The sequence below is a fragment of the Desulforhopalus sp. IMCC35007 genome (assembly GCF_005116575.1).
Classification (GTDB): Bacteria; Desulfobacterota; Desulfobulbia; order Desulfobulbales; family Desulfocapsaceae; genus Desulforhopalus_A.
This window is the reverse complement of record NZ_SWCN01000003.1, coordinates 29,462-53,919: the sequence shown is the minus strand read 5'-3', so window position 1 is coordinate 53,919 and position 24,458 is coordinate 29,462. Positions and strand designations below refer to the sequence as shown.

Sequence of the window (24,458 nt, the reverse complement as noted above, 5' to 3'; positions counted from 1 at the left end):
AGACAAAATGACAGAGTGAATGGTTAGCTGCGAACAACACATAGTATTTCATTTTAGACGAATCTGCAAGACTCATGCTCTTGAGATACAGACCACCGCAGGCAATAGAAAGAAGGATAATTACATCATACGGATACGTTCACAATCAGGACAGATCCAGGTCGGGCCATTACTGATACCCCATTTGTTTTCTTCAAAACACTCTTTACAGATCATAAAGCCACAGGGACAACTCCAACAGAACTCCTGTTTCTTCTTGCAGCAGTGACAGATATATTCACCGGTTCTTCTTTTTCTGTACCCTGTTCTTTTGGGCTCAGTCATATTTCACCTCTGCCTCAAGCCACTGCTGGTAATTTTTTGCAGAAAATGTCAGACGTTGACCAACCACTTCCGGAACATCATAAGGGTGGTTGTTCTCGATCACGGCAATGACCTGTTGCGCTGCATCCTCGGTGGTCTTCACTGTAAGCGTATATTCGATGGCTGTTTCCAACTTATCCTGCCAACGGTAGATACTTTCCATGGGGCTACTGATTTGTGCACAGGCAATGAGCTTTTGATCCATTAATATCATGGCAATTTTTCTAGCGTCATCAATATTTGCAAGTGTGGTGTGTATGGCAATAATATTTTTCATTGGCGTGGCATTTTGTAAAGTGGTAAATCATTCGGGCACAGGGAAAAGTTATCTTAGGGGCCAAGAATCTTTCCCGGATAGAGAGAACAGCTCCTGGTACCCACTCTATTCTCTTACAATCTGTCTGTTGTCGTTATAACAAAATTATATAATCCTTAACATGAAAATAGGTGCGCCATGTTTCTGGTCGTAGATATAGGTAACTCCCACACTGTTACGGGAATGTATAAGAACAACAAACTCATAGGCCAATGGCGTATGAAGTCAGATGCCAAAAGTACCGGCGATGAGCTGGCAATATCCTACCATGCCCTGTTTTCCTTGTCCGGCATCCAAATCGAAACAATAGAGGGTATTATTATAGCAAGCGTTGTCCCTACCCTCCAGACCGCCTGGGTTTCATGTTGCGAAAAACATTTCTCATCAAGTCTGAAAAAAGACATTTTCATTGTCACTGTAGACAAAATAAAGAGCCTTATTGACGTTCAGCTTGAAACGCCATCTGAAGTCGGCGCTGATCGCCTGGTCAACGCCATCGCCGCCTGGAAGATGAACCCGTCCAAACAGGTGGTCATCGACTTTGGCACAGCAATCACCTTTGATTGCGTCACGGAAAAATGTGAGTATCTTGGTGGTTCCATTCTGCCCGGGATCGCCATCTCACTTGAAGCGCTTGCCAACAAAACAGCTAAACTCCCTCACATTGATGTCACAGAGGCGCCTTCTCAGATCATCGGCAAGTCAACGGTTCAGGCAATGAAAAGCGGTGTTCTCTTCGGCTATGGCGCCATGATTGATGGTCTCGTCAAGGGGATTCGTGCCGAAATGACAACCGAGATGGGTGAGCCTTTCGGGGTTGTTGCAACCGGTGGTATGGCAAAGTTAATTGCACCCTTTGCACGTTCCATAGACACAATAGAACCAATGCTCACGCTTCAAGGGTTGAAGATAATTTATAATGAACTCTCCTGAAATGCCTCCAAAACCAATCATTCCGAGCTCCCTGAAAAAAGGCGATCTGCTGGGTGTGGTCGCTCCAGCGGGCCAGCTTACCAATGAAGACCTGTTTCACTCGGGGGTGCAGATCCTTACCGAAATGGGCTTTGAGGTTAAATTCCCAAGAGAACTCTGGCCCGGCATGGATTATTTGTCAGACTGTGACGACAATCGTGCAAATGAATTAAATGCTTTTTTTCGAGATTCCGATGTAAAAGGTCTCGTTTCCATGAGAGGGGGCTACGGCTGTCTGCGTATTCTGGATAAAATCAATCTTGATCTTGTTACAGCCAACCCGAAATTCCTCATAGGATTTTCTGATATCACAGTTTTACAGAACTTTCTTTATGTTAAAACCGGCCTCGTTTCATTGCATGGACCAACTCTTACCTCGCTTGCCAGTTCATCACGGGAAACGCTTGAAAAATTTCATTCAAGTCTGACCGGCCAATGGTCAAGAACCATTTACGATCGATCCATAGTCCAACTCCAGGGCAGCGGTCGGATCAGTGCACCACTTATAGGTGGCAATCTTGCAAGTATTGTTACACTTCTTGGGACAAAATTTGACTGTCCATGGGAAGACTGTATCCTGTTCTTGGAAGATATCAACGAACCGCTCTACAAAGTCGACAGGATGCTGACACAACTTTCGGTGGCCGGTAAATTTGACAAAATCAAAGGTGTTCTGCTCGGTAACTTCAGCCAGCCAAAAGATGGAAGCAGTCTTGATGAGTTACGGTATAAAGAGGCCATCTGGAAACGATTCCTGGAAATTTGTCCCAACAGACAAATTCCTGTTTGGGGAGATTTCCCCTCAGGTCATTGCAATCATAACATCACTTTTCCCCTTGGAGCCATGGCGACAATGGATTGCAACCACTCCACACTCAACTTTAAATAGCCCTTCTCTATATGATCCGGATATGGTGTTTGACTTGCGGCGCTATTAATGCTATAAAATAAAGGTTTAGACGGTTACGGTAATGAACGTAAAGTGTTCAAGTAGTTAAATAAAAATATTTTTTTGCGATGTTTGTACTCATGAATAATAAATTTAAAAAAATTGTTGTTACTAGTTCTCTCGCCCTTTTCATGGCCTCTTCTGCCTTCGCTGCAAATTACTTATCAGTCACCACTGATAATGCCAACGTAAGGACCGGACCCGGAACTAAATACCCGGTTGCCATGGAACTCTTTGAGGGCTACCCTCTCAAGGTAATGAAAAAAGAGGGGGAATGGTACAAAATAAGTGACTACGAAAACGACTCTGGCTGGATTCACGAAAGCATTGTTAAAGACCAGGACACAGTCGTCGTTAATGCAAAAAATAGCCTCAATATGCGTTCGGGCCCCTCACAAAACAGCACTATTGTTGCAGACGTTGAACGTGGCGTTGTCCTTAAAAAGCTTTCATCGGAAGGCCAGTGGACAAAAGTGCGACATAGCAGTGGCACCGTTGGCTGGATTTATTCTCCGCTCCTTTGGCCATAACAGTTGCCCTTCGACTAAAAAATACAGGTCACTCACAACTAAAGCGGGATGGAGTCCAATCCCAGGCTATCATTTAATCTGTAGCCGAAGGGATAGACACTTACAGGCGGGGATTCTTGTAAAAAGCAAGAGTTCTATGTGTAAGGTACTAACAATGGTCTCTGATTTTTCCAATGGCACTGTCAAGACGCAGAGGGATCCTGACGATCTGTTTAGCCTTGTTGGCAAAGAGAAAAAATCCCTGCTCCAGCCCTGTCAGGAGTAGATTTTTTGTGATTTCAACATCTTTTTTGCAATAATGTTGAATGAGATCTAGCCTCCCTTCTTTATACCACTGCAGGGCCTGCAGTCCGTCCCCGCTTTTTTGAACCCCCAGAGTATGTTCTGCGAGTCTGTTAAGACTGAGTCGGTAGCCGAGGTGATTGTGGATTTCTTCAAGAAGGTCCAGGGTCGGGAGGGCACTCAGATTCATCGTTGTATATGCGGACAACACCCTGTTGTCAAAGCGTTTATTGTTAAAGCCCACGACAAGGTCCAGCTGAGCCAGGTGGTCCACCAACTGCTCCATTTCATGCTCAAGGTAAGTGAAGTAACTGTCCTCTCTGGAGTCGTACACTACCCCAACCGATACTCCCATGAATTCTGCTTTCTGCCAGCCGCCAACTTCTTCGGCTGACCGGATGGTTTCAAGGTCAAAGACCCCAAAGCGCTCCGGTAATGCATCAAGACCTTTTCGTTTTGCCTCACTTTTCTGCACGGTATTGCTGCCAGGAGCTGATGTGGCCTCACAGGTAAAGGAGTTGACATGAATCGGCATCTCTTTTTGATTTTTCGTGCTTGTTACCGCCAGTATTCTTGACAACAAGATCAGACAGGCCTTTTTATCGATGGGCCGATTCCCCGAACCACATTTAGGAGAATGAACACAGGAAGGACAGCCGTTATCACAAGTACAGGCTTCCACAGTGGTTTGAGTTTGCTGGATGAGAATATCGATTTTATTATAGGCTTCTCTGGCAAGACCAACCCCACCTGGGTAACCATCGTAAATAAAAACAGTAGCCTCCTCAGTCTGCTCATGCAGTGGACAGGAAATTCCTCCAATATCGTTCCTGTCACAGAGCACAAGAAGAGGGAAAAGGGCAATCATCGCATGTTCAAGAGCATGAATAGCCCCCATGAAGTGATATTTGTCTCTTTCCATTTCAGCGACAGTTTCAGGAGCAATCTCCAACCAGACACCTTCTGTTTCGATGGCCTGCTCAGGCAGGTGAAGCGGGGTCGTCGACAGCAGTTTTTGTGTCCTGTTGTTACGTTTCTGGTATCCGGTAACCTGTTCCCTCACGCGAAGACGACCAAAAGAGACCTGAACTCCAAAGCTTGATTTAGATGAAATAATCTCAAGGATTTCGGTGTTTTTTTCAACCATTGGCCGGGTGAAATATTTCGGACTCTGCTCCAGGGCAACGACCTCATTACCGCCAAGATCAAGCTTTTGAATGACCCAGCTTCTTTGGCGATGAAGATAAATGGCTTCTGGATGACACTCTTTGAGCGCTCTTACATTATCAATTTCTCCTATGATTTCACCACTGTTTCCATCAATGATATCCATCTGAGTGCCCCCTCCACGAAGAGTGACCAGTCGCTGGGGATATCTCCGTGATGCAATCCAGGTTCCTCCTGAGGCGGTTTCAAGCAGAAGGCCTCTGTGGACAAGATGGTCCAAAACCTGGACAATCTGCTTATTCTCAAAGAGCAACTCACTCCGAGTTAATGGCAGCTCGGCCGCGGCACAATGTAGGTGCTGGGCTGCAATCGTATCGTTTTCCGGATTCAACAGGGCTGACTCTGAAGATCTTGAAAAAAAATCCTCTGGATTTCGCATGAAATGCTGATCGAGTGCGTCCTCCTGGGCGATCAGAATAATCGCTGATTTCCGAAATGCCCGCCCTACCCGTCCTCCTCTCTGCCAGGTCGCCATGATAGAACCAGGATAACCAACCAGAATACAGAGGTCGAGGTCTCCCACATCAATTCCAAGCTCAAGGGCTGAAGTGGAAATAACCCCGAGGAGATCCCCTTTAAACAACAGCTCTTCAATTTCTCTGCGCTCTTCTGGAAGAAACCCGGCACGATAGCTTGAAAGTTTAGCCGATAACTCCCCAAGACGCGGGCTTGTCCAGAGACTGATCAATTCGGTCAACTTCCTCGACTGAGTGTAGACTATAGTTCTAAGTCCACGTTTTATTGAAGCTTCCAGAAGTTGACTTGCCGCATGGGCAGCACTGTCCCAGGGGTTGAGAAACAGCATGTTTTTTTCAGCCTGGGGTGCCCCAGATTCCGTGATAACCTCAACCTTCTTACCAAGAAGCTGTTCCCCAAGTTGACCAGGATTACCAATGGTTGCAGAAAGGAGGATAAAAACCGGATCCGCACCATACAATCTGGCGATGCGCTGTAGTCTTCTCAGAACCCAGGCCATATGGCTTCCAAGAACTCCCCTGTAACTGTGAACCTCATCAATGACCACAAATTTTAACTTCGAAAAAAACTCAATCCAACTCTCGTGGTAGGCAAGAAGAGAAAGATGCAACATTTCCGGATTTGTGAGAAGAACTCTCGGCGGAGTGTCCCGGATCTTTCGTCTTTTATAGCTGGTTGTATCCCCATCAAAAAGTTCAGAGATACAAGCCGATGCTTCTTTTGTTTCTATCTTGAGTCTCTGATACAACCCCTCGAGGACATTGCGTTGATCCTGGGCTAAGGCCTTTAGCGGGAAAAGATACAATGAGGTGGAATGACCGTTGCAGAGATAGTCGCTTAAAACAGGGAGGTTGTATATAAGGCTCTTTCCTGAAGCGGTAGGTGTGGCAACAAGAACATCCCTGCCTGCTAAAATATGTTCAATAGCCTCCCCCTGATGGGAATAGAGGTGCTGAACCCCCTGTTGTTTTAAAAGCCGAGAAAGATGGGGGTGCAGTGAGGAAGGAGCAGTGAAAAATTTCGGAGGTACAGACCCGATTTTTTTATGACAGACAACCTGAGGGCCAAATTTCGGTGATTTTTTCAGTGAATCGACATATTCATCTAAGTCAGGCATCATAAATGTATCAAAGGGTTATGTTCTAAAGGGCTTCATGGTTGAAAAAAATTAAAAACAAAGCGGGAAGATCTTGGCAATTCAGCTTTCGTAAGTCTCAAGAATTTAGAATGAATGTGAATTTTGGGCAATTGCAGTAAGGTGAACAGGAGTTTTAATATTTATTGTAATCCTGCGCCACACCCAACGATAATTTAAAAATCTTGATTAATAGGTTTTAAGGGGATATTTTGCACAACCTATACGACCAAGAAACGAAACAAAGGGCGGGTATAGTATTTCCAGGATTCCGCCTTCATACATCACCTACTTTTAGAAATAATCCTACGATTTCATTATGTCTTCAATAGCCACCATAGGTCCAGTTGGTTCGGACAGCTATCAGGCGTGTTGTCAATATGCACCTGAAGCGAAAATATCTCATTTTACCAGAATCTCCGAGGTGCTCGATAGTTTCACACAGGGAAAAGAAGAACTTGCACTTATCCCTGTGTATAACACGAGAGAAGGTGAGGTAAAAGAGTATTTCCGTCTTATTGCCGGCATGGAGAACTGTTACTGGATAGATAATGTGGTACTGCCGATTCACCTATCTCTTGGTGCACTGGAAAACCCGGCAAAAGGCGGCGCACCGATCCACACTATCGTCGGTAGAAGTTCTGTCTTTCGTCAGTGTGCAGAGTACCTTGAAGAGCATTTCCCAGATGTCATCCTCATGGCTGTAACCGGTATTGATAATGCCATGCTCTCCATCGCCAAGGAACACAAGCTCGGGGTGGCAGTCATAGAGAGTGAAGAACTGGTCAAAAAGCATAATCTGGAGCTTCTGGACCGTGAGGTCGTCTCCCATAACCGTACTCGTTTTGCGATATTGAGTAAGACCCCGGCAAAAGAGACAGGCTATGATGCAACTGCAGTGATCACCAAGCCCCTGAAAGACAGGGTTGGAATTCTGGCTGACATTCTCGGTGAATTTACCCGCCGCGGCATCAACATCCTCGACCTTCAATCAGAAAACGATATCAAAACACAAAAACTTCGTATCTACCTCGAAGTAGAAGGTCATATCGCCAATAAAAACATTGCCCAGGCCTTTAAAACCATCGAATCAAATATTATCCAGGAAGATCGTGCACTCAAGATCTTAGGCTCTTTTCCAAGAGTTGACATGAGGGTTAAAAAGATCAATTTCTTCGGTTTTATCGGTAGCGGCGACATGAGCGGCTGGTTTGCAGATCGGCTAAAAAATGAAGGATACAAGACGATCATTACAGGTCGGTCAACACCGACTACTCCTGCTGAGATGATTGCAGCTGTCGACGTTGTTGTGGTCTGTGTGCCAATATCCGTAACTGCCTCGACTATAGCGAAGTATGGACCACTAATGCGGGATGGCCAGGCCTTGATCATCCTCGCAGGTGAGTCGGAGAACACCATCGCAAGCGCCCTAGAATCGACCAGTCAGGGGGTCGAAATCATGTTTGTCCACAACCTCTGGGGGCCGCAGGCTATTGCGATGAAGGATAAAAACGCCACAATAGTAAGAACCCCTCGAAGTGGCTCCTTCTGTAGTGAATTCGAGGCTTTTTTGTATAAGCATGGGGCTGATATTTTCCATGACAGCGCGCAAAAGCATGACCTGCTCATGGGGGTTGGTCAAAAGCTTCCCACCACTATATCAGTTGCACTTGCGATGACCTTAAAGGATCATAAGATTGATTTTAGAGATATTGGAAGCCACTCTACCCTGACCTCACTCTACGGGATCCTGGCTATGGCCAGAGTGCACAATCAAAATCCCAGAACATATGCTGAAATCATGGCAACTGAAGGGGATGGCAGAAAAATTGTCCGGAGCTTTGCTCAAAATATCCTAAAGCTCATTGAACTTGCCGAAAACGGCAAAATTTCGAACCTGCTTGAGATAATGGAAAGCAACAGAAAAGATATGCCTCAGGAGTTCTTGCGAACACGAATGAAGCAGGCAAAAGCTGTTGATCAGATACTGAGCCAGCCAAATTTAAAGATGAGCTAAATCAATTGTATTTTTGCGAAGGTCTACTATAGTAGTCGCACATCGAACTATACCGAGGCTGTTTTAACTTTTTTTCCGAAACAACCTGCGGATTCAATATTTTTCAAGGAGTAGCAACATGCCAAGAGATTTACGTTTCCTCGATGAGGTGAAAATGTGTCCTCATTGTAATCAGGAATTATCCTGCTGCGAAGCCCCACCCATCCACATTGGCGATGGTCTGGGCTGGGGATCTGAGGTACTTTTTATCTGCCTCAACGATGGTTGCCCTGTTTTTTTGAACGGTTGGAAAAAAATAGAGGAACAGTACGGTCACCATTCTTCTTATCGGTATATGGAATTGCCCGATAGCAGGGAAAAAAACTACATGATGGTAGGCAATGCCGATGCCTTCAAGGCCTGTGTTATTAACAAGGAAGAGCTGCGTGCCCAAAACGAACAGTATCAAAAACAAAAACAGGCAAAAGAGGCATTAAAGACCTGTGTCGCAGAAAAAAATATTGAGCCTGTGCTGTTTCTACTTCTTGATGAGGGGGCTGGCAAAAGGGCCCGTGAAGAAGCGGCTGGATACATTGCGGCCATTAATAATCTTGACTGTATCGATCCCCTGCGCAATCATAAATATCGGGATCCTGCTTTGAAACATGCTGTGGACGCGGGTATCCGTCTGCTTCTTGAAAAAAATTTCAAGAAGGAATGTCCGCATTGTTTGGAGATTATTAAGGCCCAGGCCAAAAAATGTATGCATTGCAAAGAGGACCTTGTATAATTTAATTCTTGCAAAAGAAAATCTGAGCGGGTATATAGGACAAGCTTTTCAACAACAAGGTATTTTGTGGTGGGCGTGGCTCAGTTGGTTAGAGCACCTGGTTGTGACCCAGGAGGTCGGGGGTTCAAGTCCCCTCGCTCACCCCATTTAAATAGGCCCCACTGACGGATCATCGTTAGTGGGGCTTTGTTGTTTATATCGGTTTATATTTTCCCTGAGTGATAGAAATGGCATGGAGTACTTGTTGTAAAGCTTGTTCTCATAAGGCTATTGCCAACTATCTATGGCTTTTTCTGCTGTGATTATTTACATTGTTTTTTTCAAGAACAATCATCCCCCACCATCCTTTTCATTCTTTTAATAAAAAACCATGACTCAATTCATCAATAACAGCGAAATTAACACCCTGCTTTTTTCCGGGCAACGAACAGCATTCACCAGCCCCTCTGAGAAGGCAAGGGTCCTCTCTTTTGAAGATTGCACAGGCAAGGCTCTTCTCGCACAATTTTATCTCGCAACAGATGCCAGCCCGAATATTATTTTTTTCCCTTCGACAAAAACTCCGCTCGAACAATATGAAGGTATGGCAGCAAGCTACAATCAACAAGGAATTAATGTCCTCATCCTCTCCTACAGAAGCGACAATGGCAGCAATGACTGTCTGACACTGGAGCAGTTCTATCAGGATGGCCGCCAACTCTTTGATCAGGCAAGCAATTGGCTCAAAGACAATTCCTGCACAGGAACTCTGTTTGTGATGGGCCAGGCTTTAGGTTCTATTCTGGCCATCGACACCGCCTTTAAACATTCAGAAGCTATCAAGGGTTTGCTCCTTGAAAGTGCTATTTCCCAGACCGGCGAGTATCTTAAAAGTCTAGGAGTTACAACCGATTCAATAGATGGGCTAGAAGAAAACGGTTTTCGCAATCTGGAGAAAATCGAAAAAATCAAACTTCCAACGCTTATTTTCCATGGAGCCAGAGACCCCTTAATCCCCATCGCGGAAGCGGAAAAATTACAGGCTACCAGTGGGGCCAGGTCTAAACAGTTTTTCATTATCCCAGGGGCTCAGCACGATAATTTGTATTTGATCGGTGGGCCTTTGTATTTTGAAACTATTAAGAAATTTATCGACACCCTCTGTGGCGTAAACACCTGGAGGCAAAAGCGAAGAAAATATAATGAAAGCCAGGAGAGTTAGATAAGCGATGAAGAGAACAGATTATTTATCCTGGGACGAGTATTTTATGGCTGTTGCACTGTTATCGGCGCAACGAAGTAAAGATCCAAGTACCCAGGTTGGAGCCTGCGTTGCCAATGAACACAATAAAATAGTCGGCGTTGGCTATAATGGCTTCCCATGGGGGTGCTCCGATGATGAGCTTCCATGGGAACGTCAGGGCTCGTTTTTAGAAACCAAATATCCCTACGTGTGCCACGCTGAACTCAACGCCGTCTTAAATTCAATTTCCAGAGATTTGAGAAATTGCCGCATCTATGTAGGGCTTTTTCCATGTAATGAATGCACAAAGGTGATCATTCAGGCGGGCATAAAAGAAATTATTTATCTCTCGGACAAGTATAAAGATACTGACCAGGTAAGAGCATCAAAAATTATGCTCGACAAGTCCCCGAATATCACCTACAGGCGGCTTGAAACAAAACTTAAAGGCCTTGCTATCAGTTTTATTCCTCCCGAGCTTTTCTAAAAGAACAACCGCGCCATTTCCAACAAGAAATCTATTTGACTCTTTTAAGGGGTGAAATGTTTTTCTTTTTGGAGGCCTTGGCTGAGACATTGGCCTTTGATGCACCACCAAACTCAATTGCCTGAATAAAACGCTCCTCACCACCCATGGTAAAGATCTCCTGACCTGAAATTTGCTCGGTGCGCAGTGTCCAGGTCACCTTCTGGAGAGGAATGGAAAGCATGCTCATATGCACGTGCCACCATTCATCCTTACGGCTCGTATCCCTTTCAATATCATCAACATGTGCGTAGAGAAGCATTTGCGGTTCTTTTGCAGCGATAACGATAATATCACCGATGTCTGTGGTATTTTTAAAAGGAAGAATCTTTTTCAATTCGTCTACGATTTTTTGCATTACCTCGCCTCTTTTCGGTTCTCTTTTTTAGCAATGCTGCTTTTGGATTCAATGACGACCATTCCTGGGGCGAAATAACTCCTTGTGCAGCTTCTTTCATACTCTTTAATACCATTGAGCAATGGATTTACCACTTCATTTAAAATGATATGGGCCTGTTGTGCCTTTGTTTTATCCTCAAGGGATACTATCGTACCAAGTGCGGAAAGCAGGCGCTGGGTGAGCTCTATGATCTCAACATTATTGAAATAGGTGATGGAATTATTTTTTTCGGTTATCCCCGGATCAATGGCTTTAACTTTCGGATTTTTTAAAAGAGAGGTGTCGTTGTTAAAGCCATCTATGACACGTTCAAGGAACAGGGCACTGTTGCCAACAAAGAGATAATTACTCCAATATCCGCAAAGCGGTTGCAGACCATCCTGAGGAGAGGCCACCCAATACAGGTAGGTGACGGAATTATAGAGTTTTTCGACAACAGGTAACCCAAAGGCATTCACAATATTATTGGCCATGGCAGCCACATCTACGTGGGGATCAATTTTGAAAAGCAGCACACCAAGGGGAACCGGAATAAAGTTTTCCTCATCATTTTTTTCTACAACAAGGCTCACTTCCTGCCCCAGAACTGACAGAATTTCCTCCGTTGAAATCCCCGACAACTCTTCCAATCTTTTAAAATAATTATAAACATGGCTGTTTTGATCGTCATCTGGCACAAGAAATGTGTAGAGATGACGTAAATCTATTGCATTAGACCAATAATAGACCAGGGGATCACCCGTGGTGAGCTCAAGCATTGAGGTGGTAACGGGCTCAGTTTGGAGATGCTGGAGGGAAGCGCTGTTAATAATAGATTTTTCATAACTGAGAATAAGTTTATCTTCAACCAGATTTTTGCCGGGCCAGGCTGCATAACTCAGCCCTGTAAAGCCCATGGTGTTTTCTATCTGGCTTTCAACCAGGTTTGCCATATTGGGATCCAGGTGAACCATAGCCTCCGCCGCGAATTTGCGTATCGTATCAACAGGAAGATAAATAAAACGTTCTGGTCGCTTAAATTTTTGCCGCGCTTTTCTAAAAGAAACAGTGTCATGGAGAGATTTTATTTCTTTATCGTAGGTGTCAATTGAGGTTTTAAGGCGTTTTTCATTAAAGCTAAAAAGCAGCAAACCCTCAATGACAGAGAGAGAAACGGTTCCTTCCGGGGTGCTCATCCGTGAGATCTGATGATTGCCGTATTGATGAATCTGGTAACTGAAACCATCTGTGATCGTAGAATAGTGTTCTGCTAGAAATTTCAACAAATCTGCACTGTGTCTTGGTTTTGCCAGAATGACAGAGTTATCTTTGAAAAAAGTTTCAATATCGTGGAAATCAAAATCATTCTGGGGCCAAAAAAGAGCAAAAGCAAAACGCCGCCCCAGTAGCTCATCTATGAGGTCATCTTCAAAAGGGCGGGAATAATTGTGCTGGATTGTCTCAATGGTATCGATAAATTCTTCAGAAAGATTGATTTTATTACCGGCTTTTCTGAAATCAATAGCAGTAAAATTTTTCCCAAGCTGGGACTTTTTAAAGGTGTCTATGGCATCTGGCGCATTGCGCTGTTCGAAGAATATCAGGGCATTGTCAGGAATGAATTTTGCCATATTATCCTCGTGATCAGGGTCATAGCGCCAGACCAGAAGGTAGACGACCACAAGCAATATAGAACTAAACGTCACAAAAGCATTGGTGTTCATAATTGATTTACAGTGAAGAGAGATTAATGCGTTACCTGAATGCTTCGGCAAAGCTGAACTGCTTCAGCAACATGACGGGATTCAATATTTTTCGAGCTCTCAAGGTCGGCTATGGTCCTCGAGAGCTTTAATACCCTGTGGTACGAACGGGCCGAGAGTCCTAAACGTTCAACACTTTTTTCCAGGAGCCGCTTTGAACTTTCACCCAGCTGACAAAATTTTTCGATAAGACGGTTGTTCATCTGGCTGTTACAATAGACACCCTGATTTTCTGTGAACCTTTGCTGCTGTATCTGCCTTGCCCTGTCGACCCGGGCTTTGATGTCTGCCGAACTTTCCCCGACAGCTTCAGAACTCATCTCTTTATAATCCAATGCTGGCACCTCCACATGTAGATCGATTCGATCGAGAAGTGGTCCGGATATTTTGGCTCTATATTTTTGTATATCGGTGTCTGTGCATCTGCATTTATTGCGCACATCCCCTAAAAACCCGCAGGGACAGGGATTCATGGCAGCAATGAGAGTGAATTTAGCCGGAAAGGTCAGGGTCATATTCGCACGGGCAATAGTGACTTCTCCATCCTCAAGGGGCTGGCGCAGCACCTCGAGAACACTTCTTTTGAACTCAGGAAGTTCATCGAGGAACAATATCCCGTTATGGGCAAGGGAAACCTCACCCGGTTGGGGAATGTTGCCACCGCCAATAAGGCCTGCATCTGAGATGGTATGGTGTGGTGCTCTAAAAGGGCGGGTAGCCAGCGTCTCATTTGTTTGCATCAATTTTTTAGAGACCGAATAGACCTTTGTGGTTTCAAGAATCTCTTCTCTACTCATTACCGGTAAAATCGTGGTAAAACGCCGGGCAAGCATGGTCTTGCCACCGCCCGGGGGGCCACTCAGCAGGATGTTGTGACCACCGGAAGCGGCGATTTCTAAACCCCTTCTCACATGAGCTTGACCTTTTACTTCTGAAAAATCAACATCGTAATCGTAGATTACATGATGTTCCGCTTCATCGTTTTTGCTCAGCGGGGCAATATCCTTACGCCCTGCTAAAAATTCAACGGCATCCTGCAGTGATGAAACTGGAATAATCGACAGATCTTCCGTTGCAAGCATTGCCTCAACCATGTTTTCACGGGGAATAATCACCCCTTTCAGCCCTTTCTCTCTGGCTGTTAGAACCATAGGCAGCACTCCGCTTACCCTATGGACCCCACCATCTAAAGAGAGTTCACCCACGATACAGTACTCACCTGGTGTGCAGTTCTTGAGTGTTTCCGTAGCCTCAAGAATTCCAAGGGCAATGGGAAGATCAAAACCTGTCCCTTCTTTCCGGATATCAGCCGGCGCGAGGTTGACGGTGATACGTTTTGCAGGAAATTCATAGCCACAGTTTTTTATTGCCGCCTTGACCCGGTCCTTACTCTCTCTTACTGCACCATCGGGGAGGCCGACCGTTGAGAAAATGGGCAGACCTTTGGCGACATCAACCTCCACCTGTATCAACCAGCCGTTTATGCCAACGACAGAGCAGCTTATTGTTTTGGAAAGCATAGTACGATTACATAAATAAATTGAGTCACGTTATTAAGCTGCCTTTTTTTTGGTAGTATTCATCAACTTCCCGGGTGTAAAGTCCGTTTTTTTCAGTGTACACATATAACGGTTCAGAGATATAAACACCTTTTCCGCCATTTTTACTGCAATGAACGAGCACGAGCTGGGCGCCCTTCTGTGAGCCAGGGTAGCTGTAGACAAAGCGAAGCTTTTTCACCTCAAATTTATATCGTGATGCAGCCAGTATAAATTCTCCTAAAAGATCGGCGGGATAAATAAAAAAGATGTTTCCCCTGTTTTTTACCGCGTAGGCTGCAGCCGCCAGAAAATCATCAATCTCACCTGTAACCTGATGTCTTGCTGTTTTTTCTTCGCGGTTTGTACTCATCCTGCCCGTGTGCTCGGGGTAAAAAGGAGGGTTACAGACGATGCTATCGAAACTCCCGGCTCGACAAAGATCTTGGATCTTTCTCATATCGCCATGAAGAATAGTACATTGTTCTAAATAGCTGTTATTTAGAATATTATTTTTTGCAAGAGAGAAAAGGCGGTCTTGAACTTCAATTCCGGCACAATTTCTGATTATTTTATCATATCGATAGAGTAAAATAAGCAGGATAATACCAGACCCGGTACCCAAATCGAGGATCCGGTCATCTTTTTTCACTGTCACAAAATGAGCCAGTAACACAGCATCGATGGAGAATCTGTAACCAGACTTGTACTGTTCACAGATAAGGTCTCCATCAAAGAGACTATTACAGTCAATCCCATCATTTACCTTATCAACTATCAAGTGTTTCTTCACCTCGTTGGTATTATAGCCAATTATCAGAGAAAAGAGTAGAGTCGACATTGACTCCAGCTCTATAACAGTATCATCTCACAATAATACAGAATATATTTTTAAAAGGCATTTACATCTATGAATTTGTTTTATAAAGAGTAGATGATTAAATATCTGTGAAGGTCGACATTAAAATCAAATAATCCATCCAGTTTTTTCTTTGATTTTAAATTATTCCATAACCTGAAACAGAGTTACCATCTCAGGAGAATACAATGTTTGATATATTTATCGATACACATTTTGCCGGCGCCCACCATTTAAGAGATTACCCTGGGGACTGTGAAAAACCCCACGGGCATAACTGGAAAGTAAGGGTTACCGTCAGAGCTACATCCGTTGATCAGTATGGAATGGGGATTGATTTTAAAGTATTAAAAAAGATAGTCAAACACGCAATAGACAAACTTGATCATAAAGACTTGAATACCCTCCCCTATTTTGAGAAACAAAACCCTTCTTCGGAACATATCGCTGAATTTCTCTTTGCAGACATCAAAGAGGAGCTGACCTCTGACAGCTATCAGCTCTACAGCGTACGTGTTCTTGAAACTGATACCCAGGGACTGACATATTACGGCCCTCAAAACTAATAAATCACCTTATACAATGATATCTCTCGAAAAAATAAAAATCTGTGTTGTTGGTCTTGGTTATGTCGGTCTTCCCCTCGCCGCTGAATTTGGTAAAAAATATTCAACCACAGGTTTTGACCTCAATAGTGGGCGAATCCAGGAACTCAGAGAAGGAAAAGACTCAACTCTTGAAGTAGAAAGTGAAGAACTCCTTGAAGCCCACTCGCTGCACTACACCTCGGATGCTGCTGAAATTCAAGACTGTAACGTTTATATAGTTGCGGTACCCACGCCTATCGATGCCTCGAAGCGACCGGACCTCACCCCCCTTGAAAAAGCATCTGAAACCGTCGGTAAGGTACTCAGTAAAGGTGATATCGTGGTCTATGAATCCACGGTGTATCCAGGAGCGACGGAGGAAGTCTGTGTTCCTCTGTTAGAGAAGTATTCCGGTCTTCGTTTTAACGAAGATTTTTTCTGCGGGTACAGTCCAGAGAGAATAAATCCAGGTGATAAAGGCCACCGTTTACCCACAATTGTGAAGGTCACATCAGGATCTACCCCTGAAGTTGCACAATTTGTCAATGCACTCTATGCATCAATTATTACAGCAGGAACCTTTCTTGCCAGTTCCATCAAGGTCGCAGAAGCTGCCAAGGTTATAGAAAACACCCAACGAGATGTGAACATCGCTCTCATCAATGAACTTGCCCTTATCTTTGAGAAATTAAACATTAACACAAAAGAAGTCCTTGCGGCGGCTGGCACCAAGTGGAATTTTTTGCCTTTCCAGCCAGGCCTTGTCGGTGGTCATTGTATTGGTGTCGACCCCTATTATCTCACCCATAAGGCCCAGGAAGTAGGCTACCAACCGGATATGATCCTGGCAGGACGAAGACTCAATGATCACATGGGGGCTTATGTTGCCAACACGGTGATTAAAAAGATGGTCAAAAAAAAGATAGATACCTCCCGTAGTAATGTTCTTGTCATGGGGTTGAGTTTTAAAGAAAACTGTCCGGATCTGAGAAATACGAAGGTTGTTGATATTATCGGAGAATTTAAAGAATACGGTATTGAAGTCGACGTTCTTGATCCATGGGTCAACCCTGCTGAGGCAGTGCGTGAGTATGGTGTCAGTCTTATTACCCACCCTAAAGAAGCCTTTTATGACGCGATCATTATGGCGGTCTCCCACCACCAGTTTGTTGAACTGCCCTTTGACCACATCCGAAGATACGGCAAAGAGAATGTCGTCATCTACGACGTGAAGGGTATTTTACCAAGGGATCTGATAGACGGTTGTCTCTGAGAATGAAAGGTTTAAGAATTAGATGTTGCAGACAATTCCTGTAGAACAGGCAGTGGGGATGGTTCTTCCCCATGATATTACCGTCATAATTAAAGATGTAAAAAAAGGTACCGCCTTCAAGAAAGGCCATATCATACAGACATCTGATATTGATCTGCTGAAACAGCTGGGCAAGGATAACATATATGTTCTTCATTTAGGTGAGAACGATATTCATGAGAATGAGGCTGCAATTCTGCTCGCAGGAAGTCTGGCCGGTGTGGGGGTTATCTTTCCCCCAACACCTCAAGAAGGTAAAATCACCCTTTATGCTGAATATGACGGTTTACTCAGGGTTAACAAGGATGCCTTGCTCGCATTCAACATGCTCGGTGAGGTAATGTGCTCCACCCTGCACAATTACACCCCGGTTCATAAAGGGGAGATTGTTGCGGGAACAAGACTCATCCCTCTTATTGGCGACCGCAAGCTCGTTGAAACAGCGCAAAATCTTGCTGCAGATGCAGGATCCATTGTCTCTGTCCATCCCCTTCTATCAAAAAAAATAGGTCTGGTGATTACAGGCAATGAAGTCTTTTATGGCCGTATCGAGGACCGTTTTGAGGAGGTTCTTCGAGAAAAAGCCCTCGGATACGGTTCAACGGTTCAAACAGTAAAAAAGGCTCCGGACAACAAGGAGAGTATTGCCGCAGAAATTTCAGCATGCATTGCTGAGGAGTGCGACCTTATCATTACCAGCGGTGGCATGTCCGTTGACCCCGATGATGTGACAAAGGAAGGGATTATTGCAGCCGGTGCTACAACAGCAGTGTATGGAACACCTGTACTGCCTGGAGCTATGTTTTTAAGTGGTATGATCAGAGACATTCCCGTTCTCGGCCTTCCGGCCTGCGGCATGTATCATAAAATTACCGTGTTTGATCTCGTTTTCCCCCGGATTCTCACAGGTGAGGCGATTGGGCGAAAAGAGTTGGCGGAACTCGGTCATGGCGGCTTGTGCAGGAATTGCAAAGTATGTCATTATCCGGTGTGCAATTTCGGCAAATAGTCCGGTTTTTGGGCTGAAAATAACAGCTGAACAGCTCTGGGATCAATTACCTGGGGCAAGCTGCCAGGTTATTTTTTCAACAGCACCACTGTGGCTCCCCAGCCACCGGAGTCAAGATCCCCTGTTCTATAATCCTGCACATGGGGATTTCGATCAAGCAGTGCATGGACGGAGCGTCGGATATTTCCCTTACCTTTGCCGTGTATAATTCTGAGTTCAAGGATGTTGCGCTCAAGACATTCAGCGATATAATCGGGGATAAGATACTTCAAATCCTTTGGTGAAAATGGGTGGAGATCTAAAACACCATCGATGACAAGCTGAACAGCAGCATCTTCCTCACCATCTTTATCATACTCTTCGTCCACTCTCCTTCTCCTCTAATAATTCCAGTGCCACCTGAGCAGCTTTGGCTGAAGCGCCAGGTTCGCCCAGTCGTTGGTTAACAAGATCAAGGGCCTCGTTCATCTTCTTTTTTCTTGGATATGCATTAAGAAGAACAGCAAGCTCACGGCTTATGGTCTTTGGCTCAACCTCGTCCTGCAGTAGCTCAGGAACTGCCCCAAAGCCAGCAATCAGATTCACTAATGAGAAAAACTCAAGTTTAACGAGAGACTTGGCCAGAAGATACGTAAGGGGTGATAGTTTATAGGTTACCACCATGGGAACGCTGAGCAGTGCAAGCTCCAATGTCACAGTGCCGGAGGCTGCGACGACACAATCACATGAGGCCATCACATTGTATCTGTCACCTTCGATGAGCCTCACATCTATGCCATTCAGGTTATCGAGTCCCGCCTCTCTAAAAATCTTTTGATCGATAGCGGCAGCTTTTGGCACCACAAAGACTAGTTTTTCATTCATACTGTTTTGCAACAGCTGGGCAGCTTCGAGAAAAACCGGGAGGAGTGACGTCACCTCCCTCTTGCGGCTGCCGGGAAGTAAACCGATAATTTTAGTTGAGCGGTCGATATTATGCTCGCTGGTAAACTCTGAGCGTGTTTTACTCGTTGAGACAGAATCAAGCAGAGGATGCCCAACGTAACGGGCATTGAGTCCCCTTTCTTTAAAGTATTGTTCTTCAAAGGGGAAAATTACCCCAAAACGGTCTGCACGTTTTTTCAAGGTATTTATTCTACCCGACCGCCACGCCCAAACCTGCGGACAAATATAGTAGAAAACCGGAATTCCCAGTTTTTTGGCTTTTTTTGCCAGCAGCAAGTTAAAGTCAGGAAGATCAATGAGAATAAGAAGATCGGGCGGATCGGAGGCAAGTCTGAGACGAAGAATTTTTTGTGCCCTGAAGATATCTTTAAGGTGGGAAAAGACCTCGAAAATTCCGACAACACTCACTTTTTCGGCATCAAAAAGCAGATCAACCCCGACTGAACCCAGTTCAGGACCACCCATCCCACAAAACTCAAGCCCGGGCTCTTCTTTTTGTAATGCCCGGACGAGATTAGCTCCATGGAGGTCACCGGAGGCTTCTCCGGTGACAATCATAATTTTTCGGCCCATGTCTAATCAGGATGGTTTTTGGAAAAAACCTTTAAATAGGTCGAGTTGCTGATGCTCTTTTATCTGGGTCATGACCTGTAAGGCCACTTCAAGCGCCCTTCTGCCTTCCACTCCTGAAACGGCAGGCTTTGTCCGTTCCTTCACATGAGAAACAAAAGCCTCTATTTCAGCAAGCAGAGCATCTCCACTTTCAAATGAGCGCAGATCAACGACCTGCTTTGGCATACCGCTTTCCAGCAGTTCTTCAGAGAGCAGAATGGTCATGACTTTCTTTTTGCCGAAATCTACACTGATATAGCTCCCGGGCTGAAAGATTCGCATTTTTCTCTCGTTGGTACGAGAAACCCGACTCACGGTAACATTAGCGGTGGCACCACTTTCAAAAATAAGCCGGGCGTTGGCGATATCGGTATTTGCAGTTGCAACCGGTGCACCCACCGTATGGATGGTCTTGATCGGAGAATCAATAATATTTAAAATAATATCAATATCATGAATCATAAGATCGAGAACAACGTCAACATCAACCCCCCGTGGTTTAAAGGTGGCAATCCTGTTGCTCTCTATGAAAACCGGTGTTGTGAGTGAGGGCTTCATGGCCATGAGAGCGGGATTAAATCGCTCCAGGTGACCAATTTGCAGAATGAGATTTTTAGCCTTTGCAAGAGCAATGAGATCGTCCGCTTCTTCAAGAGTGACGGTCATCGGCTTTTCAAGCAGAACATCTACACCGGCACCAAGAAAATCCCCTGCGACTCTATGGTGTAAAGAGGTGGGAACAACAATGGAGACGGCATTGACCTGTGTGACCAATTCCTTGTAATCGGTGAAAGCTTTACAGTTACATTCTGCCGCCACCAGCTCTGCCTGGGTTTGATCCGGATCGACGACACCAACCAGATCAATCCCGGGAAGAGACGCATATTTCTGGGCATGAAATCGACCGAGATATCCCACTCCGATAACCGCCACTTTTAAATTTTGCATTGTGTACAACCCTTATAGGAAACTATATATCGTTTTAATAAAATGAATCAGATACCGAGATATGCCTTTTGTATATCCGAGTTCTTGAGCAGATCGGCTGCTGAACCGGACAGGGTGATTTCACCATTTTCAAGGACATATGCCCTGTCTGCAATATGAAGTGCCTGATTGGCGTTCTGTTCAACAAGGAAAATAGTTGTATTATTTTCTTTATTGATTTGTTTGATAATCTCGAAAATCTGCTTAATGACCAGAGGCGCAAGTCCCATCGAAGGCTCATCGAGCAGAAGTAACTGCGGCCGAGCCATGAGAGCCCTTGACATTGCCAGCATCTGCTGCTCACCACCACTCAGAGTTCCTCCGTCCTGGTTTTTTCTCGCAGCAAGAATCGGAAAAAGATCAAAAACATATTCAAGATCTTTTTTGATTTCAGCTGTATCCTTGCGAAGGAAAGCCCCCATATCAAGATTTTCCTGAACGGTCAATTGAGGAAAGATATGTCTCCCCTCCGGCACCTGACAGATACCAAGTTTTACAATGTCGTCGGATGATTTTTTCTCAATCGGTTCATTCCTGAAAAAAATATGCCCCGAGCGTGCTGCCACAACACCGGAAATCGTCATCAGGGTTGTACTTTTCCCTGCACCATTTGCACCGATAAGAGTGATGATCTCACCCTCGTTTATTTCCAGGCTCACATTTTTAATGGCAATGATGTTGCCATACCCAGCCTGTATATTTTCAATCTTAAGCATCAACTTCCTCACCGAGATATGCTTTGATAACTTGAGGATTCGCCCGGATTTCGGCGGGCACACCTTGAGCAATTTTTTTGCCATAATCCATGACAAATATCCTGTCGGACAGACTCATAACCAGTTTCATGTCATGTTCGATAAGCAGTATCGACTGCCCTTCTGAAGCGATCTTTTTTATAAGATCGTCGAGTTCAAGTGTCTCCTGAGGATTCATACCCGCCGCTGGTTCGTCGAGTAAAAGGAGAAGAGGTTCGGTTGCAAGGGCTCTGGCAATTTCCAGCCTTCTCTGCGCGCCATAGGAAAGATTTTCGGCAAATTCATTAGCAAAGTCGGCAAGACCTACCTTTTCGAGTAAACCGTAACTCATCTCTAGAATTTCTCGTTCTTCTCTCCGGGTGGCCTTTGTGCGAAGTATTGCTCCGAGAATAAATGCTTTCGTTCTGCAGTGTCGGCCAATCATAACATTTTCCAGAACGGTCATCTTAGAAAACAGCCGGATGTTTTGAAAAGTACGGGCAAGTCCTTTTTGGGTAACAATATTTGGCTTCATACCTTTAAGGCTGATACCTTTACTGGAACCCGGTGGCGTGAGTATGACGTCGCCCTTTGTCGGAGTGTATATGCCGGTTACACAATTAAAAAATGTAGTCTTTCCTGCACCATTTGGTCCAATAAGTGCTACAATCTCACCTGCGCAGACATCGAGATCGAGTTGGTTGAGGGCCCGAATACCACCAAAATCCATGGTAAGGCCAGTTACTTTTAATATTGGAGTCGTCATAATTGCTTTTGTACGCTATTTATCTTTTTCGAAGGTATAGGTGCGGCGGATAGTAGAAAAGAGGCCCTGTGGACGAAATACCATCATTGCAACAAGTATAGCTCCAAAAGCAAGCATCCTGTATTCAGAAAAAGCTCTCAGGTACTCCGGCAGCAAGATAAGGATAAAGGCACCAATAATTACCCCGACAATCGAGCCCATACCTCCCAGAACAACGATGGATAAAATTATTGCAGATTCGAGAAAAGTGAAACTCGCTGGATTAATAAAAGTTGTTTTTGCAGCAAAGATGACTCCGACGATACCCGCCCAGAAGGCGCCAAGGGAAAAAGCAACCAGTTTGGTTTTGCGTTTATCGATCCCCATGGCTTGACATGCAATCTCATCCTCTCTCAGAGCAATCCATGCTCGGCCAAGTCTTGAGTCCTGAAGGCGGTTAACGACAAAAATTGTAAAAATCATGAAAAGGATCATCATATAATACAGGTACAGGATCGACCCGTTCAGTGACATTTCCAGGCCGAACAATCCGGGCCTTGGAATATTGGATATTCCACTCGGCCCCATGGAGAACTCGTTCCAGTTTTCAAGAACCAGGCGAATGATCTCTCCAAATCCAAGAGTTACAATGGCAAGATAATCCCCCCGCAGGCGCAGAACCGGAAAACCCAGGAGGATACCTGCCATTGCAGCAAGGCCGCCTCCAATTGGCAGAACAGCCCAGAAGCCAAGACCAAAGTGATAATTGAGAAGTGCATAGGAATAGGCACCGACTGCATAAAATGCCACAAACCCAAGATCAAGCAATCCTGCCATCCCCACAACAATATTAAGGCCCAGACCCAAAACAACATACATGAGGGCGGTAATCATGATATTTGTCTGGTAGGTATCAAAAATAAACGGGAAAACGCTTGCCGCACAGAGTAGAACCCCGACGAGGATATTTCTCTGCTTGGGATTGGCGATAATAATGTGGATTTTTGACAGCGATTCTTTTTCTTCTGTAGTCTTGGCAGCCTGCCTGATACTATTTTTCTCTTTTAAAAATTCAATAAAAAGTCTGAGGAAAAATATTCCCAATCCTACATAGAGGGCGTTATCCCATCTCCAGCGGACAATCCGCTCAATAGGATCTACCTTTATAACCATTATTGGAAAAGTGAGAAAAACAAACCAAAGAGAGATAAGTGCGGTCTTTCTAATTTCTTTTAATGAAAACATAACGTTTGCAATTACACCTTCTGAGTTTCAGCCTTGCCGAGAAGACCTGATGGTTTGAAGATCAAGATGAGGACCAGTAATGAAAAGGCAAAGACATCTTCATAGTCACTGGAAACATACCCTGTGGCAAAACTCTCGGTAAGTCCGAGGATCAAGCTGCCAAGAACTGCGCCCGGAATCGACCCGATCCCGCCAAGAACTGCAGCAGTAAAGGCTTTAATGCCAGCAATAAAACCAATATAAAAGTTAATCTGACCAATATGGGAGGCAATGAGCAGGCCGCCGATGGCTGCCAGGGCAGAACCGATAATAAAGGTTGCCGAAATAATATTATTAACATTAATACCCACGAGCATTGCCATGGTACGATCTTGAGCTGTAGCCCTCATCGCCTTACCAATACGGGTGAATTTAATGACAAAAGTCAAAATAAGCATGACTATTGTGGTTGTGATCAGAATAACAAGATCAGAAGAACCAACAATATGTGCGACGGGTTCCATAAAATCGAAATCTGGAATGAGTTCGGGGAAAGGAAGAAAATCCGAGGTTTGAGCAAGCAGAACATAGTTCTGTAAAAAAATAGACATCCCGATGGCACTGATAAGTGGAGAAAGCCTTGGCGCATGTCTAAGGGGTTTGTAGGCAATTTTTTCGATGGTGTATCCATAGGCGCTTGACCAGATAGCAGCTGCAACACCAGCTATCACAACTATAGCCAGAAGCGGAAATCCATAAATTGAAAGCACGGTGGCAACAATAAAAGAGGTAAACGCCCCGATCATATAAATTTCACCATGGGCAAAATTGATCAGACCGATAATTCCATATACCATTGTATAGCCCAAAGCGATAAGCGCGTAAATTGAGCCTCTGGTTAAGCCGCTGAATAGAAGTTCTATAAAATAATCCATATATTACCACAAAAAAAAGTACCTGGACCTTGCAACACAACGTG

24 protein-coding genes and 1 tRNA gene are annotated in these 24,458 nt (G+C 44.7%); 11 read left to right on the top strand and 14 right to left on the bottom strand.

Translation table 11 applies throughout. The features are described 5' to 3' along the window. Positions 1-120: 120 nt before the first annotated feature. Positions 121-324, bottom strand: a complete 204-nt coding sequence (locus FCL48_RS03710) for a hypothetical protein (protein WP_136870906.1) — start codon at positions 322-324, stop codon at positions 121-123. Next, on the bottom strand, positions 317-640 hold the full coding sequence (gene cutA / locus FCL48_RS03705; RefSeq protein ID WP_136870905.1) for a divalent-cation tolerance protein CutA: 324 nt from the start codon (positions 638-640) through the stop codon (positions 317-319). Before cutA ends, FCL48_RS03710 begins: the two co-directional genes overlap by 8 nt. Before the next feature lie 177 nt (positions 641-817). Here cutA and FCL48_RS03700 point away from each other — a divergent pair, with 177 nt between their 5' ends. The 3 genes from FCL48_RS03700 (at position 818) to FCL48_RS03690 (ending at position 3,130) form a co-directional block, all read left to right on the top strand. After that, positions 818-1,612 carry a type III pantothenate kinase gene (locus FCL48_RS03700; protein WP_136870904.1) on the top strand — a complete coding sequence of 265 codons (795 nt, stop codon included), beginning with the start codon at positions 818-820 and terminating at the stop codon, positions 1,610-1,612. Continuing rightward, on the top strand, positions 1,599-2,540 hold the full coding sequence (locus FCL48_RS03695; protein ID WP_136870903.1) for an LD-carboxypeptidase: 942 nt from the start codon (positions 1,599-1,601) through the stop codon (positions 2,538-2,540). Before FCL48_RS03700 ends, FCL48_RS03695 begins: the two co-directional genes overlap by 14 nt. A 140-nt stretch (positions 2,541-2,680) precedes the next feature. Beyond that, entirely contained in the window at positions 2,681-3,130 is a 450-nt protein-coding gene (locus FCL48_RS03690; protein ID WP_169309061.1) for an SH3 domain-containing protein, read from the top strand. Positions 3,131-3,278: 148 nt separating this feature from the next. Here FCL48_RS03690 and FCL48_RS03685 read toward each other — a convergent pair whose 3' ends face one another. Next, on the bottom strand, positions 3,279-6,236 hold the full coding sequence (locus FCL48_RS03685) for a DEAD/DEAH box helicase (protein WP_205747637.1): 2,958 nt from the start codon (positions 6,234-6,236) through the stop codon (positions 3,279-3,281). Positions 6,237-6,570: 334 nt separating this feature from the next. On the opposite strand from FCL48_RS03685, the gene FCL48_RS03680 reads away from it, so the two are divergent. From FCL48_RS03680 to FCL48_RS03660, 5 genes are all read left to right on the top strand, one after another. After that, positions 6,571-8,268, top strand: a complete 1,698-nt coding sequence (locus tag FCL48_RS03680) for a prephenate dehydratase domain-containing protein (RefSeq protein ID WP_136870901.1) — start codon at positions 6,571-6,573, stop codon at positions 8,266-8,268. 118 nt (positions 8,269-8,386) lie between these two features. Further along, on the top strand, positions 8,387-9,037 hold the full coding sequence (locus FCL48_RS03675; protein ID WP_136870900.1) for a zinc ribbon domain-containing protein: 651 nt from the start codon (positions 8,387-8,389) through the stop codon (positions 9,035-9,037). Between the two features lie 69 nt (positions 9,038-9,106). Then, positions 9,107-9,183: transfer RNA gene (locus tag FCL48_RS03670), tRNA-His, on the top strand. A gap of 224 nt (positions 9,184-9,407) precedes the next feature. Then, the gene (locus tag FCL48_RS03665) at positions 9,408-10,238 is read left to right on the top strand and encodes an alpha/beta hydrolase (RefSeq protein ID WP_136870899.1); all 831 of its coding nucleotides are present in this window, start codon (positions 9,408-9,410) and stop codon (positions 10,236-10,238) included. A 7-nt stretch (positions 10,239-10,245) separates the two neighbouring features. Next, positions 10,246-10,746 (top strand): dCMP deaminase family protein, encoded by a 501-nt coding sequence (locus FCL48_RS03660; RefSeq protein WP_136870898.1) that lies wholly within the window; start codon positions 10,246-10,248, stop codon positions 10,744-10,746. Positions 10,747-10,777: 31 nt separating this feature from the next. Here FCL48_RS03660 and FCL48_RS03655 read toward each other — a convergent pair whose 3' ends face one another. From FCL48_RS03655 to FCL48_RS03640, 4 genes are read right to left on the bottom strand one after another with little or no spacing between them, the layout of a single operon-like run. Next, positions 10,778-11,143: a hypothetical protein gene (locus tag FCL48_RS03655; RefSeq protein WP_136870897.1), complete on the bottom strand. Its 366-nt coding sequence runs from the start codon at positions 11,141-11,143 to the stop codon at positions 10,778-10,780. Further along, positions 11,143-12,888, bottom strand: a complete 1,746-nt coding sequence (locus FCL48_RS03650; RefSeq protein ID WP_136870896.1) for a DUF3352 domain-containing protein — start codon at positions 12,886-12,888, stop codon at positions 11,143-11,145. The genes FCL48_RS03655 and FCL48_RS03650 overlap by 1 nt, the downstream gene beginning before the upstream one ends. A gap of 23 nt (positions 12,889-12,911) precedes the next feature. After that, positions 12,912-14,447 carry a YifB family Mg chelatase-like AAA ATPase gene (locus tag FCL48_RS03645; protein ID WP_136870895.1) on the bottom strand — a complete coding sequence of 512 codons (1,536 nt, stop codon included), beginning with the start codon at positions 14,445-14,447 and terminating at the stop codon, positions 12,912-12,914. A gap of 25 nt (positions 14,448-14,472) precedes the next feature. Next, the gene (locus tag FCL48_RS03640) at positions 14,473-15,306 is read right to left on the bottom strand and encodes a tRNA1(Val) (adenine(37)-N6)-methyltransferase (RefSeq protein ID WP_136870894.1); all 834 of its coding nucleotides are present in this window, start codon (positions 15,304-15,306) and stop codon (positions 14,473-14,475) included. A gap of 206 nt (positions 15,307-15,512) precedes the next feature. On the opposite strand from FCL48_RS03640, the gene queD reads away from it, so the two are divergent. Genes queD through FCL48_RS03625 form a run of 3 tightly spaced genes read left to right on the top strand, consistent with a single transcriptional unit; the run spans position 15,513 to position 18,232 of the window. Continuing rightward, positions 15,513-15,890 carry a 6-carboxytetrahydropterin synthase QueD gene (gene queD, locus FCL48_RS03635; protein WP_136870893.1) on the top strand — a complete coding sequence of 126 codons (378 nt, stop codon included), beginning with the start codon at positions 15,513-15,515 and terminating at the stop codon, positions 15,888-15,890. Between the two features lie 16 nt (positions 15,891-15,906). After that, positions 15,907-17,184 (top strand): Vi polysaccharide biosynthesis UDP-N-acetylglucosamine C-6 dehydrogenase TviB, encoded by a 1,278-nt coding sequence (gene tviB, locus FCL48_RS03630; protein ID WP_136870892.1) that lies wholly within the window; start codon positions 15,907-15,909, stop codon positions 17,182-17,184. 22 nt (positions 17,185-17,206) lie between these two features. Next, positions 17,207-18,232, top strand: a complete 1,026-nt coding sequence (locus tag FCL48_RS03625) for a molybdopterin-binding protein (RefSeq protein WP_136870891.1) — start codon at positions 17,207-17,209, stop codon at positions 18,230-18,232. Positions 18,233-18,300: 68 nt separating this feature from the next. On the opposite strand, the gene FCL48_RS03620 is transcribed toward FCL48_RS03625, so the two are convergent. The 7 genes from FCL48_RS03620 to FCL48_RS03590 are packed head-to-tail and all read right to left on the bottom strand — an operon-like array spanning position 18,301 to position 24,414. Further along, on the bottom strand, positions 18,301-18,600 hold the full coding sequence (locus tag FCL48_RS03620) for a Smr/MutS family protein (protein ID WP_136870890.1): 300 nt from the start codon (positions 18,598-18,600) through the stop codon (positions 18,301-18,303). Continuing rightward, positions 18,584-19,750, bottom strand: coding sequence for a lipid-A-disaccharide synthase (gene lpxB, locus FCL48_RS03615; RefSeq protein WP_136870889.1), 1,167 nt, complete (start codon positions 19,748-19,750; stop codon positions 18,584-18,586). The genes FCL48_RS03620 and lpxB overlap by 17 nt, the downstream gene beginning before the upstream one ends. Positions 19,751-19,756: 6 nt before the next feature. Beyond that, a complete protein-coding gene (locus FCL48_RS03610; protein WP_136870888.1) occupies positions 19,757-20,737 on the bottom strand; it encodes a Gfo/Idh/MocA family protein in 981 nt (326 codons plus the stop codon). Positions 20,738-20,784: 47 nt separating this feature from the next. Beyond that, on the bottom strand, positions 20,785-21,492 hold the full coding sequence (locus FCL48_RS03605; RefSeq protein WP_136870887.1) for an ABC transporter ATP-binding protein: 708 nt from the start codon (positions 21,490-21,492) through the stop codon (positions 20,785-20,787). Further along, positions 21,485-22,276 carry an ABC transporter ATP-binding protein gene (locus FCL48_RS03600; RefSeq protein WP_136870886.1) on the bottom strand — a complete coding sequence of 264 codons (792 nt, stop codon included), beginning with the start codon at positions 22,274-22,276 and terminating at the stop codon, positions 21,485-21,487. The genes FCL48_RS03605 and FCL48_RS03600 overlap by 8 nt, the downstream gene beginning before the upstream one ends. Before the next feature lie 15 nt (positions 22,277-22,291). After that, entirely contained in the window at positions 22,292-23,500 is a 1,209-nt protein-coding gene (gene livM, locus FCL48_RS03595) for a high-affinity branched-chain amino acid ABC transporter permease LivM (protein WP_136870885.1), read from the bottom strand. Between the two features lie 11 nt (positions 23,501-23,511). Then, positions 23,512-24,414, bottom strand: coding sequence for a branched-chain amino acid ABC transporter permease (locus tag FCL48_RS03590; RefSeq protein WP_136870884.1), 903 nt, complete (start codon positions 24,412-24,414; stop codon positions 23,512-23,514). Positions 24,415-24,458 lie beyond the last annotated feature (44 nt).

Bases quoted from the DNA above. Each gene is read 5' to 3' on its own strand.
- FCL48_RS03590 (WP_136870884.1), bottom strand. From the start codon at position 24,414: ATGGATTATTTTATAGAACTTCTATTCAGCGGCTTAACCAGAGGCTCA.
- FCL48_RS03695 (WP_136870903.1), top strand. From the start codon at position 1,599: ATGAACTCTCCTGAAATGCCTCCAAAACCAATCATTCCGAGCTCCCTG.
- tviB (WP_136870892.1), top strand. From the start codon at position 15,907: ATGATATCTCTCGAAAAAATAAAAATCTGTGTTGTTGGTCTTGGTTAT.
- cutA (WP_136870905.1), bottom strand. From the start codon at position 640: ATGAAAAATATTATTGCCATACACACCACACTTGCAAATATTGATGAC.
- FCL48_RS03640 (WP_136870894.1), bottom strand. From the start codon at position 15,306: ATGTCGACTCTACTCTTTTCTCTGATAATTGGCTATAATACCAACGAG.
- FCL48_RS03610 (WP_136870888.1), bottom strand. From the start codon at position 20,737: ATGCAAAATTTAAAAGTGGCGGTTATCGGAGTGGGATATCTCGGTCGA.
- FCL48_RS03690 (WP_169309061.1), top strand. From the start codon at position 2,681: ATGAATAATAAATTTAAAAAAATTGTTGTTACTAGTTCTCTCGCCCTT.
- FCL48_RS03665 (WP_136870899.1), top strand. From the start codon at position 9,408: ATGACTCAATTCATCAATAACAGCGAAATTAACACCCTGCTTTTTTCC.
- FCL48_RS03680 (WP_136870901.1), top strand. From the start codon at position 6,571: ATGTCTTCAATAGCCACCATAGGTCCAGTTGGTTCGGACAGCTATCAG.
- FCL48_RS03650 (WP_136870896.1), bottom strand. From the start codon at position 12,888: ATGAACACCAATGCTTTTGTGACGTTTAGTTCTATATTGCTTGTGGTC.
- FCL48_RS03625 (WP_136870891.1), top strand. From the start codon at position 17,207: ATGTTGCAGACAATTCCTGTAGAACAGGCAGTGGGGATGGTTCTTCCC.
- lpxB (WP_136870889.1), bottom strand. From the start codon at position 19,750: ATGGGCCGAAAAATTATGATTGTCACCGGAGAAGCCTCCGGTGACCTC.
- FCL48_RS03600 (WP_136870886.1), bottom strand. From the start codon at position 22,276: ATGACGACTCCAATATTAAAAGTAACTGGCCTTACCATGGATTTTGGT.
- FCL48_RS03700 (WP_136870904.1), top strand. From the start codon at position 818: ATGTTTCTGGTCGTAGATATAGGTAACTCCCACACTGTTACGGGAATG.
- FCL48_RS03645 (WP_136870895.1), bottom strand. From the start codon at position 14,447: ATGCTTTCCAAAACAATAAGCTGCTCTGTCGTTGGCATAAACGGCTGG.
- FCL48_RS03655 (WP_136870897.1), bottom strand. From the start codon at position 11,143: ATGCAAAAAATCGTAGACGAATTGAAAAAGATTCTTCCTTTTAAAAAT.
- FCL48_RS03675 (WP_136870900.1), top strand. From the start codon at position 8,387: ATGCCAAGAGATTTACGTTTCCTCGATGAGGTGAAAATGTGTCCTCAT.
- FCL48_RS03660 (WP_136870898.1), top strand. From the start codon at position 10,246: ATGAAGAGAACAGATTATTTATCCTGGGACGAGTATTTTATGGCTGTT.
- livM (WP_136870885.1), bottom strand. From the start codon at position 23,500: ATGTTTTCATTAAAAGAAATTAGAAAGACCGCACTTATCTCTCTTTGG.
- FCL48_RS03605 (WP_136870887.1), bottom strand. From the start codon at position 21,492: ATGCTTAAGATTGAAAATATACAGGCTGGGTATGGCAACATCATTGCC.
- FCL48_RS03710 (WP_136870906.1), bottom strand. From the start codon at position 324: ATGACTGAGCCCAAAAGAACAGGGTACAGAAAAAGAAGAACCGGTGAA.
- queD (WP_136870893.1), top strand. From the start codon at position 15,513: ATGTTTGATATATTTATCGATACACATTTTGCCGGCGCCCACCATTTA.
- FCL48_RS03685 (WP_205747637.1), bottom strand. From the start codon at position 6,236: ATGATGCCTGACTTAGATGAATATGTCGATTCACTGAAAAAATCACCG.